This window comes from Amycolatopsis sp. NPDC024027 (assembly GCF_040638975.1).
Taxonomy (GTDB): domain Bacteria; phylum Actinomycetota; class Actinomycetes; order Mycobacteriales; family Pseudonocardiaceae; genus Amycolatopsis.
Genome location: NZ_JBEZYY010000009.1, coordinates 112,711 through 125,948, shown reverse-complemented (window position 1 = coordinate 125,948; position 13,238 = coordinate 112,711). Strand labels below are relative to the sequence as shown.

10 protein-coding genes and 1 pseudogene are annotated in these 13,238 nt (G+C 74.2%); 7 read left to right on the top strand and 4 right to left on the bottom strand.

The features are described 5' to 3' along the window. Positions 1-30 precede the first annotated feature (30 nt). From AB0F52_RS22895 to AB0F52_RS22880, 4 genes are read left to right on the top strand one after another with little or no spacing between them, the layout of a single operon-like run. A complete protein-coding gene (locus AB0F52_RS22895; protein WP_360174331.1) occupies positions 31-1,386 on the top strand; it encodes a glycosyltransferase 87 family protein in 1,356 nt (451 codons plus the stop codon). After that, positions 1,341-2,807: an oligosaccharide flippase family protein gene (locus AB0F52_RS22890; protein WP_360174328.1), complete on the top strand. Its 1,467-nt coding sequence runs from the start codon at positions 1,341-1,343 to the stop codon at positions 2,805-2,807. Before AB0F52_RS22895 ends, AB0F52_RS22890 begins: the two co-directional genes overlap by 46 nt. Then, entirely contained in the window at positions 2,804-3,913 is a 1,110-nt protein-coding gene (locus AB0F52_RS22885) for a glycosyltransferase (RefSeq protein WP_360174325.1), read from the top strand. Before AB0F52_RS22890 ends, AB0F52_RS22885 begins: the two co-directional genes overlap by 4 nt. After that, positions 3,910-5,040, top strand: a complete 1,131-nt coding sequence (locus AB0F52_RS22880) for a glycosyltransferase family 4 protein (RefSeq protein WP_360174322.1) — start codon at positions 3,910-3,912, stop codon at positions 5,038-5,040. Before AB0F52_RS22885 ends, AB0F52_RS22880 begins: the two co-directional genes overlap by 4 nt. A 172-nt stretch (positions 5,041-5,212) precedes the next feature. Here the strand turns inward: AB0F52_RS22880 and AB0F52_RS22875 are convergent, their stop codons facing one another. After that, positions 5,213-6,616: a putative glycoside hydrolase family 15 protein gene (locus AB0F52_RS22875; RefSeq protein WP_360174319.1), complete on the bottom strand. Its 1,404-nt coding sequence runs from the start codon at positions 6,614-6,616 to the stop codon at positions 5,213-5,215. Next, positions 6,598-8,028, bottom strand: coding sequence for an exopolysaccharide biosynthesis polyprenyl glycosylphosphotransferase (locus tag AB0F52_RS22870; protein ID WP_360174316.1), 1,431 nt, complete (start codon positions 8,026-8,028; stop codon positions 6,598-6,600). The genes AB0F52_RS22875 and AB0F52_RS22870 overlap by 19 nt, the downstream gene beginning before the upstream one ends. 315 nt (positions 8,029-8,343) lie before the next feature. Here AB0F52_RS22870 and AB0F52_RS22865 point away from each other — a divergent pair, with 315 nt between their 5' ends. Beyond that, positions 8,344-9,174 (top strand): glycosyltransferase, encoded by an 831-nt coding sequence (locus AB0F52_RS22865; RefSeq protein WP_360174313.1) that lies wholly within the window; start codon positions 8,344-8,346, stop codon positions 9,172-9,174. Between the two features lie 4 nt (positions 9,175-9,178). Next, positions 9,179-10,489, top strand: coding sequence for an NAD(P)/FAD-dependent oxidoreductase (locus tag AB0F52_RS22860; RefSeq protein ID WP_360174310.1), 1,311 nt, complete (start codon positions 9,179-9,181; stop codon positions 10,487-10,489). Here AB0F52_RS22860 and wecB read toward each other — a convergent pair. Beyond that, positions 10,459-11,634, bottom strand: coding sequence for a UDP-N-acetylglucosamine 2-epimerase (non-hydrolyzing) (wecB, locus tag AB0F52_RS22855; protein WP_360174307.1), 1,176 nt, complete (start codon positions 11,632-11,634; stop codon positions 10,459-10,461). The two genes, AB0F52_RS22860 and wecB, sit on opposite strands and share 31 nt — an antisense overlap. 162 nt (positions 11,635-11,796) lie before the next feature. Between wecB and AB0F52_RS22850 the strand changes: the two genes are divergently transcribed. Further along, on the top strand, positions 11,797-12,738 hold the full coding sequence (locus AB0F52_RS22850) for a lysyl oxidase family protein (RefSeq protein ID WP_360174304.1): 942 nt from the start codon (positions 11,797-11,799) through the stop codon (positions 12,736-12,738). Positions 12,739-12,784: 46 nt separating this feature from the next. Here AB0F52_RS22850 and AB0F52_RS22845 read toward each other — a convergent pair. Next, a pseudogene (locus AB0F52_RS22845) lies at positions 12,785-12,886 on the bottom strand (IS5/IS1182 family transposase); the annotation flags it as partial. Positions 12,887-13,238: the final 352 nt, after the last annotated feature.

Sequence of the window (13,238 nt, the reverse complement as noted above, 5' to 3'; positions counted from 1 at the left end):
CCCCGCCAACTCGGCGACGGAGGTGCAGGCATGACCTCGGAGCAAGACACCGCCGCTGCCCCGGCCGCCACCGGCCGCCACCGGCGACTCAGCCGCGGCGATGCCTCGCCGCGAAGCACCGCCGCCAATCCCGACCGGCGACCGGCCCGCACCCGCGGCCCAGGCCTGTCCCCGAAGCAGCGTCTCGTGCTCCTCTTCGCGACCCTCGCCGGAGCCGTGAGCACCTGGCACGCCATCTCCCCTTCGTGGCAGGTCCCGCTCCCCACCCCCGCCGTCCTCGGCGAGGAACGGTTGCAGGACTTCCGCGATGCCCTCTACTTCCCCATCCGCGAATTCCTCGGCGGCGGCAACCCCTACGACCCCGCCGTGATGGTCGGGCGCTGGCCGGTGCGGCAGGACTTCAACCTCTACCAGCCCTACCACCTCCTCCTGCACGCGCCGTTCGCGCTGCCCGGCTACCGCGCCGGCGCCGTCGCGTTCACCCTCTTCTCGCTGCTGCTGCTCATCGCGCTCGCCGCGTTGGCCGCGCATGCCGTCCGGCGGTACGTTCCGGTGCCGTTCAGCGTCACCACCGCTGTCGTCGCCGCGCTGCTGGTCACCAGCCAGGTCGGGAAGGCGCAGCTCTACGTCGGGCAGATCAACCCGCTGGTCGCCCTCGGCGCGGCCGGTGCCCTGCTCGCCCGGCACGACCGGCCCGGGTGGGCGGCCGCCGCTCTCGCGCTCGCCTGGCTCAAGCCCCAGTACGGCTTCCCGCTGGCCGTCCTGCTGTTCGCCCGCGGCTCGCGGCGGGTCGCCCTGCTCGGCACGGCCATCGCCGCGGCCGCCAGCCTGCCGGTCGTCGTGCTCCTCGTGGTGCGGGGCGGCGGCGTCGGGCCGTTCCTCGACGTCGTCGTCGCGAACCTCACCCACGCCCGCGGTACCGACTACGGTGCCGTCGATTCCGTGACCGCGCAACGCATCGACGTCGCCGCGGTGCTGTTCCGGGTCACCGGGTGGGTCCCCTCCGGCGTCGAGCTGGTGGTGCTGGCCGGTGTGCTGGTGACGAGCGCCCTGCTCGTCCGGACCGCGAAGGCGCCGATCGCCGATCTGCTGACCCTCCTCGCCGTGGTGGTCTGTGTGGTGCACCAGCCCGGTGACGTGCTGATCGCCGTCCCCGCGATGGCCGCGGTGGCCGCGCTGTGGTGGCGTCACCGGGGCGAGCCGGGCTGGGGTGCGGCGGGCCTGGCCGTCCTCGCGCTCGCCGTCCCCTTCGCCCACTTGTACACAGTGGACACTCTGGTGGGCTCGGTGCTCGGGTCGCGGGCCGCGGTCACCGTGGACGGGGTCGCGGTGGTCGTCGCGTGGGGCCTCGCCGTGGCCGCCGCACGCCGGGTGCGTCCGGCGTGACGGCCGCGCTCGGGACCCGCGCGGTCCGCGGCTCGCTGTGGCTGGGCGTGGTCAACCTCGTCAGCAAGAGCAGCCAGATGCTGGTCACGCTGGTGCTGGCCGCCCTGCTCAGCGAGGGCCAGCTCGGCGCCGTGGCGCTCGCGGTGGCGCTGGTGAACCTCGGCCAGGTCGTCCAGTCGATCGGGGTCTACGACGTCATCGGCCGCACCGAACGCGATCCGCGCCGGACGGCTGGCACGGTCCTGACGCTGAGCGTCGGCGCCGGGATCGCCCTGGCCGTCGCGCTGGTGGCCGCGGCCGGCCCGCTCACGGCGTTGCTCGGCACGCCCGACGCCGCCGGGCTGGTCCGGCTGGCCGCGCTCGGCCTGCCGTTCTCGGCGGCGGGCGGGGTGCAGATGGGGCTGATGCACCGGGAGCTCGACTTCCGGCGAAGGCTGCTGCCCGACGGCGGCAGCGCGGTGCTGGGCGCGGTGCTGACCGTCGTGCTCGCCGCGTGTGGCGCCGGTCCGGTGTCGTTGGTGCTCGGCCTGCTGGTCACGGCGGTGACGCAACCCCTGCTCGGCGCCCTGGCCCGCGGCGGGGTCCGGCCGTGCTGGGATCCCGCGGCGGCGCGCGAAGTGCTGCGCTGGGTGGCCGTGGTGGGGCCGGCGGCGGTCGTCGGCGCGCTGCTGGTCAACCTCGACTACTTCGCGGTCGGGCACGGGCTCGGGCCGGACGCGGTCGGCGTCTACTCGCTGGCGTACCGGCTCGCCTGGGTGCCGTACATCATGGTGGCGGTCGTCCTCGGCGCGGTCGCGTTCCCGGTGTTCACGCGGTTGCGGCGCGAGGGGACGCCGCTCGGCGGGGCGGTCACCCGGTTCACCCGCGCGGCGCTCGTGGTGACGGGCGGGTTGTACCTGGCGCTCGCGGTCCTCGCCGGCCACGTCGTGCTGCTGGGCGAGCGGTGGGCGGGCGCGGCCGGCCCGCTGGTGCTCCTGTCCGGCTACGGCGTGGGGATCTGCCTGCTGCAGATCTGGTACCAGGCGGTGAAGGCGACCGGGCACGTCCGGCGTTACCTGGCCCTGGAAACGACGCACCTGGCGCTGCTCGCGGTGGGCCTGGCGGTGCTGACCCACGCCGGCATCGGGGCGGTCGCGCTGGTGCAGTGCGGGGCGGCGTGGCTGGTGGTGCCGGCGGCGTGGCGGGTGCTGGCGGGACTCGGCGTGGCGCCTTCGGTGGCGGAGCTGGGCGGGATGTTCGCGCGCGTCGCGCTCGCTTGCGCGGCGGGCGCGGTGCCGGCGGTGGTCCTGGGCCGGTGGTTCGGGGACTCGCTGCCGGGCGTGGTGGCCGAAGCCGCGGTCCTCGTCGCCGGGTACGCCGGGGCGACCGTGCTGCTGCAGCGGCGTGCGCTCGCCGAACTGCGCCGGGGCGGTCTGCGGTGAAGCTCGCGCACGTTTCCCAGCCGGTGACCGCGGGGGTCGCCGTGGTCGTCCTGGAACTCGCCGTGGCGCAACGGGACCGCGGCTGGTCCGTCACGATCGTCTGCCCGCCGTCCGGCTGGCTCGCCGGCCGCGCCCGGGAACTCGGCCTCGAAGTCCGTGGCTGGGCCGCGCGCCGCGCGCCGGGCCCCGGCTCGGTCGCCGAGGCGCTGCGGCTGCGGCGGCTCCTGACCGACCTCGACCCCGACGTCGTCCACCTCCACAGCTCCAAGGCCGGCCTGGCCGGCCGGCTGGCCGTGCGCGGCGGCCGTCCCACGGTGTTCCAGCCGCACCTGTGGTCCTTCGAGACGGCCGGCGGCCCCCTGCGCCGCGCGTCCGCCGCGTGGGAACGCCTCGCGTCGCGGTGGACCGACCTCGTCGTGTGCGTCAGCGACGACGAACTGGCCGCCGGCCGGGCCGCCGGGGTGACCGCCGAAGCGGAAGTCGTCTGCAACGGCGTCGACACCACCCGGTTCGTCCCGGGCGACCGGACCGCGGCGCGACGGCGGCTCGGGCTGCCCGAACACGCGCCGATCGCCGTCTGCCTCGGCCGGCTCGCCGAGCTCAAGGGCCAGGACCAGCTGCTGTCGGCGTGGCCCGCGGTGCTGCGGCGGCTCCCGGACGCGCAGCTCGTCTTCGCCGGCGACGGGCCGATGGGCCCGGTGTGGCGCGAGCGGCACCCGGTGGCGGGACACGCGTCCGTGCGCTGGCCGGGGCACACCGACGAGCCGGCGGCCTGGTACACCGCCGCGGACGTCGTCGTCCTCCCCTCGCGCGCCGAGGGCATGGCGCTGGTGCCGCTGGAGGCGATGGCGTGCGCGCGGCCGGTCGTCGCGTTCGACGTCGGCGGGATGCGCCAGAGCGTCGCGGACGCCGGCGCGGTGCTGCCGCCCGGCGACGTCGAACGGCTCGCCGACGCCGTGGCCGCGCGCCTGGCCGACCCCGGGCTGGCCCGGCGCGAAGGCGAACGCGGCCGCCGCCGCGCGGAACTGTCCTTCGACCGGGGGCGGATGACCGACCAGATCGCCGCCCTCGTCGACAAACTCACTCCGTCGGAGCGCCTCTCGTGACCCGCATCGCCTATCTGCTCACCCAGGACCGCGGCGGTCCGGTGGACGTCACCGTCCGGCTCGCCGCGACGCTGGCCGCCGACGGCCACGACGTCCGCGTCTTCGGTCCCGTGCCGGCGCGGGGAGCCTCGCTGCTCGACGGTCACCACGAGGAACTGGCGGTGACCGACAAGGAAGACCTCGCGGCGGCGGGCCGGGCGCGGGCGGCGCTGCGGGCGTGGCGGCCCGACGTCGTGCACGCACAGGACCGGCGCGCGGGGCTGGTGATCGCGGGGCTGCGGTTCGCCCGCGGCACCCGGCCGGCGCTGGTCCAGACCTACCACGGCGTGCCCGACGACGTCGCGGAGCCGTGGTTCCGGGGCGAGCGCGGGGCGGCCGGGCCGTCGGCGTACACGCGGACGGTGCTGGCCGGGGACGCCGTCGTCGCCCGCGTCCTGGACCGGACGATCGTGCCGGCCGAGGCGATGGGAGCCTTCCTGCGCCGTCGCCTGCGGGTGCCCACCGGGCGGCTGGTGCACGTCGACAACTGCGTCTCCCCGGCCGAGCCGTCTCCGCCGCGCGGGCCGGTGCGGCACCTCGTCTTCGCCGGGCTTCTGGTGGAGCGCAAGGGAGTGCTCGACCTGCTGGCGGCGTTGTCGCTGCCGGGCGTGCTGCCTCCGGACGCGCGGCTGACGGTGGTCGGCGACGGCCCGGAACGCGCGGCCGCGGAACGAGCCGCGCGGCAGCCGCCGCTGGCGGGGCGCGTGACGTTCCTCGGCTTCCGCCCGGACGTCCCCGCCCTGCTCGCCGGGGCCGACGCGCTGGTCCTGCCGTCCACCATGGAGCAGCAGCCGCTGGTGGTGGCCGAAGCGATGGCCGCGGGCAAGCCGGTCCTGGCCACGGCCACCGGCGGCGTCCCCGCCATGCTCGACGTCCCGGACGCCCCCGCGTTCCTGGCCCCACCGGGCGACGTCCCGGCCCTCGCCGACCGCCTACGGGCCCTGTTCGCCGAGCCCGACCCGGCCCTCCTGGGCCGCCTCCTCGCCGAACGCGCCCACGCCCGCTACCGCCCGGAGGCCTGCGCCCGCCGTCACCTGGACCTGTACGACCAGCTGACCAGGTCGTGTCGTCCCGCCAATCACGCGTGATGCCCCTTCAATCACGCGAGATGCCCCTCCAGTCACGTGTGATGCCCCTCCGATCACCGGGCTTCGCGTGCTCCAGGGCGGAACTCGCGTGACGGAAGCGGAACTCGCGTGATTGGGAGGGCATCTCACGTGATTGGGGAGGCATCACATGTGATTGGGAGGGCGACACGGGCTAGTGGGCCCAGAGGCGGCCGATCCGGAGCTCGTCGCGGGTGATCCGCCAGGTTCCCCGCTTCACGAGTTGCTGCGGGTCGACCAGGACGACCGCGTCCGCGGCTTGCAGGGTGAGCGGGGGCGGAGCCGGGGTCGACGTCGGTGACGCCGGGGTCGAGGTGGGTGCCGAGGTCCGGGTGGGGGGTGTGGTCCGGGTCGGGGTGGGGGTTGCGGTGGGTGCGGGGGCGCCGGGGGCGACCAGGCCGTCCGGGGGCACCACGGTCTGGGTGGACGCCGTCGTGTTGACCGCGACCCAGCCGTGGGTGAACGTCCGGGTCCAGACGCCGTTGGCCAGCCGGCTCGCCGCGTCGATCGCCTCGCCCAGGCCGGAATCCTGCAACGCCGACCACTCCGGGTCGCGGTAGTCGTCGGTGGTCGCGCGGGTCCAGCAGGTGCGGGGGCCGGCGAGCAGGGCCGCGCTCGCGTAGCCGGAACGCTCCTCGCGCGCGTTGTGCGTCCGCGTGACCAGCAGCAGCAGGGACTCGCCGAGGGCGGCCTGCGCGCGCAGCTCCTGGAACTCGTTGCCGCGGAAGGTCAGCAGGCCCCCGGTGCCGCCGTCCTCGCGGAAGCCGAAGTTCTCCTCCATCGCGCCGCCGAAGCGGGAGTGCGCGGTCCAGCGGCCCGGCACCAGGTGCGTCTCGGACACGTTGGGCACCAAGAGCTTTTGCGCGTTCGTGAGGGCGTCGCCGGCCTTGGCCAGGAACGCGTCCAGGCCGTCGCGGAGCTTGCGGTCGGTCTCCGCGACGTTCGCCGTGCCCGCGAGCACCGCGGACGAATAGTGACTCAGGGAGTTGAAGTCGTTGTCCGCGAGCACCCCGTCCCAGCCCTCGCGCTTGACCTCCGCCACGACGGCATCGGTCCAGGCCTGCTGGTAGTCCGGGTTCCACACCGTCATCTGCCAGTGCCGCGGGTAGCCCTGCCACTCGATCCGCCGCCCGTTGACGTCCTGGGCGAACCAGTCCGGGTGGTGCTCCTGGGCGGCGACGTAGCCGATCCCGCTCGGCAGGAAGACCGCGTCCTGGCCGCCGTCGACCGCGCCCGGGTAGTTGCGCGTGCTCGACAGGTCCTTGTACACCAGCACCTTCACCCGCGAGTTGAGCTGGTGCAGGCGGCGCATGGCCGCACCCTGGTCGGCGTTGAGCACGACGACCTGGTAGCGCTTGGCCGCCAGCTCGATCTCCTGTGCCGTCGGCGGCCGGCCGATCCCGTACCACCACGCGCAGGGCGCGAGCGGCTTCGGCGGCGGGGCCGCGATCTCCTGCGCCGAACTGGCGACGCAGCCGGCCAGGCAGCCGGCCAGCAGCACGAACGCGGCCGTCCAGCTCGCCACCGGGTGGTGGCGCATCAGCGTTGCCTTCGGCACAGCAGTTCTCCCACCGTGAGGATGATGATCTTGACGTCGAGCCACAACGACCAGTTCGCGATGTAGTAGTTGTCGTAGCGCGCCCGGTCCGCGATCGAGGTGTCGCCGCGCAGGCCGTGCACCTGCGCCAGGCCGGTCAGGCCGGTCGGCACCCGGTGCCGGGCCCAGTACAGGTCGTGGACGGCGGAGAACTCGTGCACGAACACCGGCCGCTCCGGCCGCGGGCCGACCAGCGACATGTCCCCGCGCACGACGTTCCACAGCTGCGGCAGTTCGTCCAAAGAGGACCGGCGCAGGAAGCGCCCGACCGGGCCGACCCGGTGGTCGCCCACGACCGACCAGCGGGTCTGCGAATCGTCGACGGCGGCCTGCCGCACGCTGCGCAGCTTGTAGAGCACGAACGTGCCGCCGTCCATCCCGACGCGCACCTGCCGGAAGAAGACCGGGAACCCGCTCTCCACCGCGACCGCGAGCGCGCAGACCGCGATGACCGGCGCGAGGACGACGAGCGCGGCCGCGGCCAGCGTCGTCTCGACGGCGCGCTTGACCCACCAGCTCGGCCGCCGGGTCGGCGCGCCGCCCAGCCACACCAGCGGGTAGCTGCGGAGCCGGTCGACGCCCGGGCCGTCCGGGCAGAGCTCGAACAGGTGCGGCAGCACCAGGGTGACGCACCCGAGGCGGTGCGCGGTGATGGCGGCGTCGACGATCGCGCTTTCGCGGTCGTCGGCGGGAGCGAGGACCACCGTGCCCGCGCGCAGCCGGGCGATGGCCCCGGCGAGGTCGCCGTCGATCCGCTCGACCGGCAGCCCGGGCGGCACCGCCTCCGGGCCGGACGCCGCGACGCCGACCGGCAGCAGCCCGAACTCGGGGTGCTCCAGCATGGTGCGGACCAGTTCGCCGCCGATCCGGCCGGACCCGACCACGACGGCCCGGTCGCAGCGCCGCAGCCGGCGCCGGCCCCAGCGGCCGAACGCGAAGACCGCCGGCCGGACCGCCTCGCTGAGCACGGCGAAGCAGAGGACCAGTTCCTGCATCCGCGCCGTGGCGTCGCCGTCCATCCCGGCCACCAGGCCGAAGCCGGTGACGAGCGCGAACGCCAGCGCGGTGGCGGTGACCGAGCGCGGCAGGTCCTGCAGCCAGGAGAGCCAGAGGCGGCGGCGGTGGACGCGACCGGCCACCCGGGCGCCCGCGAGGGCCGCCGCGGTCACCGCCGCGCACGCCGGGCCGGGCCCGGTCCGCAGCACCGCGGCCAGCCAGGCGGCGCCGTCGACGGCGACGAGCAGCACGGCCACGGCGTTGATCCGGGCGAGCAGCGGGCGGGCGCGGACGGCGTCGCGCGGCCGGTCGCCCGGCCGGATCCGCCGCTGCGCCGGCACCGCTTCGGTGACGACCGTGTCCCTGAGTTCAGTCACCGGTCTCGACCTCTACTTGACATGAGGATTCCATTCTCGCTTTCTTCACGACTCAGCCATTCGAGGCAACACCGGCACGATCGGGTGATTTTTTCCTTGAAAGCCCAGAAATGCACTCGATCGGGGCGTCCAGCGAACCCGATCCGGTGATTTCAGGAAACACCAAGTAGTTCCGATGACGCGCATCCTTCCGGGGGACTTCCGGGGCCACTAAAGAAACCACACAACATAGCCGAATAGGACTGGACGGCCGCACCAAACCCGAGTCCGGACGGGTGACGGCCCAAAAACGAGGACAACCAGACGAGGGGAACCGTGGCGCTCGAAGAAACCACCCTGGCCACACTGTCCGAACCGGACCGCACCGGTCCGGACCCCGCCGGGGGACGGACCGGCGGACGGGCGCACGTCGTGCTGCCCGCGTTCAACGAAGAAGCGTCCCTGCCGCCGCTGCTGCGCCGGCTCGCCGACGTGGCCCGCACCGAGCAGGTCACCGTCTGGGTCGTCGACGACGGTTCCGCCGACGCCACGGTCGCCGTGGCCGAAGCGGGCTACGGCGGGCTCGACGTCCGCGTCGTGCGGCACGTGGTGAACCTCGGGCTCGGCCGCGCGGTGCAGTCGGGGCTGCGGGCGGCGCTGGAGGAAGCCGGCCCCGACGACGTCGTCGTCGTGATGGACGCCGACGACACGCACGACCCGGAGCTGATCCGCGCGCTGCAGGCGGAGATCACCGCGGGCGCGGACGTCGCCATCTGCTCCCGGTTCGTCCCCGGCGGCGACGACCGGACCGCCCCCTTCGGGCGGCGGCTGCTGTCCCGCGGCGCGGCGCAGCTGTTCCACCGCACCCTCGACGTCGACGGCGTCCGGGACTTCACCAGCGGCTACCGCGCCTACCGGGCGTCGCTGCTGGCCCGCGCCTCCGCCCACTGGGGCGAGCGGCTCATCGAAGAGCAGGGGTTCGCCTGCATGGTGGAGCTGCTGCTCAAGCTGCGCCACTGCCGCCCGGTGATCACCGAGGTCCCGCTGGCCCTGCGGTACGACCGCAAGCAGGGACCCAGCAAGCTGAAGCTGCGGCGGACCGTCGTGCAATACCTGAAACTGCTCGCGCGCGACCGGCTGAGCCCGGCGCCCTACCGGAAGCTGTGACCCGGTGACCCATCCCGACTCCGCGCACGTCGCCGTGATCGGCGGCGGCATCTGCGGCCTCGCCGCCGCCCACCGCCTCGTCCGCCGCGGCACCCGCGTGACACTGCTGGAAAGCAGCGACCAGCTCGGCGGCCTCGGCACCTTCTTCGCCCACGGCGACGAGTGGGTCGAGCGCTTCTACCACTGCATCATGCCGTCCGACGCGAGCCTGTTGGCGCTGCTGGGCGAACTCGGGCTCCGGGACGCGGTGCGGTGGCGCGAAACGACGATGGGCATGGTCGTCGAGGGCCGCCGCCACCCGTTCAACTCCCCGCTCGACCTGCTCCGCTTCTCCCCGCTGCGGCTGCCCGACCGCGTGCGCTTCGGCGTGGTTTCGCTGCTGCTGCGCCGGTTGGGGCGGGGCCGCGACCTCGACACGCTGCGCACCGAGGACTGGCTGCGCGGGCTCTACGGCGACGTCGTCTGGGAGCGGCTCTTCGCGCCGATGTTCGGCTCGAAGTTCGGGCCGTCCTTCGGGGACGTCCCGGCGCTGTACCTGTGGCAGCGGCTCGGCCGCGAGCGCAACGTCGCCACCCGCGGCTACCCGGACGGCGGCTACAAGACGATCATCGACGGGCTGCGGACGTCGATCGAGCGGGCCGGCGGGGTGGTGCGGACGGCCACCCCGGTCCGCCGGCTGCACAGCACCGGCGGCCGCTCGGTCCTCACCCTGACCGGCGGCGAGGTCCTCGACGCCGACCAGGTGATCTCCACCGTGCCGCTGCCCCTGCTGCGGCGCATCGCCGACGACGCGCTCGCCGCCCGGCTGCCGGCGACCGACCTGCCCTACCAGGGCGTGGTCACCGGCGTGTTCTTCCTCCGGCAGCCGGTCACCGAGCACTACTGGACCCCGGTGCTGCACTCGGGCACGGAGTTCGACGGGGTCGTCGCGATGTCCGCGCTCGCCGGCCCGCGCGACGGCCGCCACCTCGTGTACGTCATGCACTACACCGACCGCGACTCGCAGCTGTACCTCGACGACGACACCGCGATCGCGGCCCGCTGGTCGGCGCAGCTGCGCGGGCTGTACCCGGAGCTCGGAGCCGGCGACATCGAAGAGGTGCGGGTGTTCAAGGCGCCGTTCGTGGAACCGGTGTACCCGCTGGGATATCTGGCCGCGCGGCCAGCGGTGACCGTGGACGGCACCGGCCTGCTGCTGGCCACCACCGCCCACGTCTACCCGGACGTGACGAGCTGGAACTCGAGCGTCGCCTTGGCGAACGACGTCGTCGCCCTGCTGGCGGATCAGCCCGCGGTCACCGAACCGGCGCGCTGATCGAGGAGGGCGCCGAGCGCCGTCACGATCCGGGCGGAGGCGGACCCGTCGCCGTACGGTGACGGGAGGTGGCGGAGGCGCTCGCGGTGGCCGGCCACGTCGTCGAGCCACCGCGCCACCTCCGTGCCGATCCCGGGTCCCGGCAGCACCCGCGTGCCGAACGTGCCGGCGATCTCGGGGCGCTCGGTGCTGCGCCGGACGACGACCACCGGTCGCTTGAGGACACTCGCTTCCTCTTGGATGCCACCGGAATCCGAGACGATCACCGCCGCCTCGGCGGCGAGCGCCAGGAACGCCGGGTAGGCCTGGGGTTCCAGCTCGACCAGCGGCTCGAGCAGGTGCTGCAGGCCGGCTTCCTCGACGCTCTTGGCCGTGCGGGGGTGCAGCGGGAACACCACCGGCAGCGGCAGGCGGCCCAGTTCGCGCAGGATCACCGCGAGCCGGCCGGCGTCGTCGACGTTCTCCGGGCGGTGGATCGTGGCCAGCACGAACCGGTCCCGCTCCAGGCCGCGGGCGGCCAGCACCGCTCGCCGGTCTTCGGCGGACGGGAGCGCGGCCTGCAGTGCTTCGACGACGGTGTTGCCGGTGACGGCGATCCGTTCAACGGGCACGTTTTCCGCCAGGAGGTGGGCGCGGTTGAGCTCGGTCGGCGCGCAGCACAGGTCGGCGAGGTGGTCGATCAGCACGCGGTTGTGCTCCTCGGGCATCGCGCGGTCGTGGCTGCGCAGCCCGGCTTCGACGTGCACCAGCGGCAGGTCGTGCGCGTTGGCCGCCAGCGCGCCGGCGAGCGCGGACGTCGTGTCGCCCTGGACGACCACCACCCGGCCGGGCCGCTCCGCCAGGACCTCGTCGACCGCGCTGACCGTCCGGCCGAGCTGGCCGCCGCGGCGGCCGGCGCCCACGCCGAGCTCGTGGAACCGGTCGGACGGCGGCAGGTCCGCGCGGATGCGCGCGTACAGCGAGCGGTCGTAGTGCTGTCCCGTGTAGACGACGGCACACTCGTCGCCGAACACCCGCATCAGCGGGGCGAGCTTGATCAGTTCCGGCCGCGTGCCGCAGACCAGCGTGATCCAGCCGGTTCCGGCGGGCCGCACCGCCGGGGAGCTCCCGGTGGCGGCACGGAAATCTGCGGTGGTCGTCGGCATGCGGTGCGGTCCTTTCGGGCGGTGAGTTCGCCGCACGCTACTCACCGGAACCGCTAAACCGGGGGCGACTCAGTCGATCGTGTGACGACGCGGTGTCGCATCGGGGAATTGCGGACGCCCTAGGATGGGGCCGATCGGAATACCGGACAGGACGGCCCGCTCTTGCTCAAGAAATTCGCGGTACTGGCGCTCGTGGCGCTTTCGGCCACCGTTTCCGCCTCCGCCCCCCGTGCCGACGCCGCCCCGAACCTCCTGCTCCCCGACCTCCGCCAGGCCGTGCCGGGGTGCGCCGGCGGCAGTTCCGGCGAACTCCCGCTGTGCACCGCCTGGGACGTGTGCCCGGTGGTCGACCCGGCCGCCCCCAACGGCCGCTGCGTCGCGCCGTCGGTGGCGAAAGCCGTCCGGTTGCGGTTCACCAGCGCGGAGGAGAACGTCGGCGACGGGCCGCTGCTGCTGTACGGCCGCCGCGACAGCACGAAGCAGGAGACCATGACGGTCCGGCAGGCACTGCGCAACGGCACGGACGGCTCGATCCCGGGCAGCTACGAGGCGGCGCAGCGCGCCACCGGGGCCTTCACGTACTACGAGCCGGCCCTCGCCCACCAGCACTGGCACCTGATGAACTTCGAGCACTTCGCGCTGGTTTCCCGGCAGGGCGAGACGGTGGTCACCGACCGCAAGAACGGCTTCTGCCTCGGCGACCGCTTCCGGGTGCACGACATCGACCGGGTGAAGAACGTACCGGGCGACACGGGTGCCGACGCCGACCTCGCCGGAAAGCTGCGCGGCAACATGTGCCGCCACCACGAACCCACGGCGCTCGAGGTGCTCGAGGGCATTTCGGTCGGCGCGGGCGACGACTACAAGTACCCGGTGGACTTCCAGTGGCTGGACATCACCCACGTCCCCACGGGCACGTACGACCTGGTGAACACGGTCAACGCCGACCGGACGCTGCTGGAGACGAACTACCAGAACAACTCTTCGGCGGTGGCCCTGGCCATCGCGTGGCCGCTGGGGATGCCGGGATCGGACGGGACGATCCCGGCCGCGCCGGTGGTCAAGCTGCTGCGCAGCTGCCCGGGACAGCCCCGCTGCGCCTGAGGGATCGGCTGTACGCCGCCTGCGGTGGCCGCCCGTGCGGGCGCCTGCGGTGGCCGCCCCTGAGGGCGCCGGCGAGCGGGATGCCGGTGGCGTCGGTGATCAAGTGACGCTGGGAGCCGAGCTTGCGCCGGTCAACCGGGCTCGGCCCGGTGTGGTCCCGCGGGTGAGTGGAGTCGACCAATACGGCGGCCGCGCGCACTTCGGCGAGCAGCCATCGCGTGGCCGCTGGGGATGCCGGGATCGGACGGGACGATTCCGGCCGCGCCGGTGGTCAAGCTGCTGCCCGGGACAGCCCCGCTGTGCCTGAGCCGCCGGCCGTGCGGCTGGACGCCGCCGCCGAGCTCGAAGGCACTGGGGCTCGGGCGGCCGGTTCGCGATGCTCGGCGGGCCGGCCGGGAGCCCGCGGCCTGAGCCGTTGAGGCACCACCCCCGCGCAATGCTCGGCGCACCGACCGAGAACCCGCAGCCTGAGCCCGTTGGGGCACCGCCCCCGCGCAATG

Bases quoted from the DNA above. Each gene is read 5' to 3' on its own strand.
- AB0F52_RS22895 (WP_360174331.1), top strand. From the start codon at position 31: ATGACCTCGGAGCAAGACACCGCCGCTGCCCCGGCCGCCACCGGCCGC.
- wecB (WP_360174307.1), bottom strand. From the start codon at position 11,634: ATGCCGACGACCACCGCAGATTTCCGTGCCGCCACCGGGAGCTCCCCG.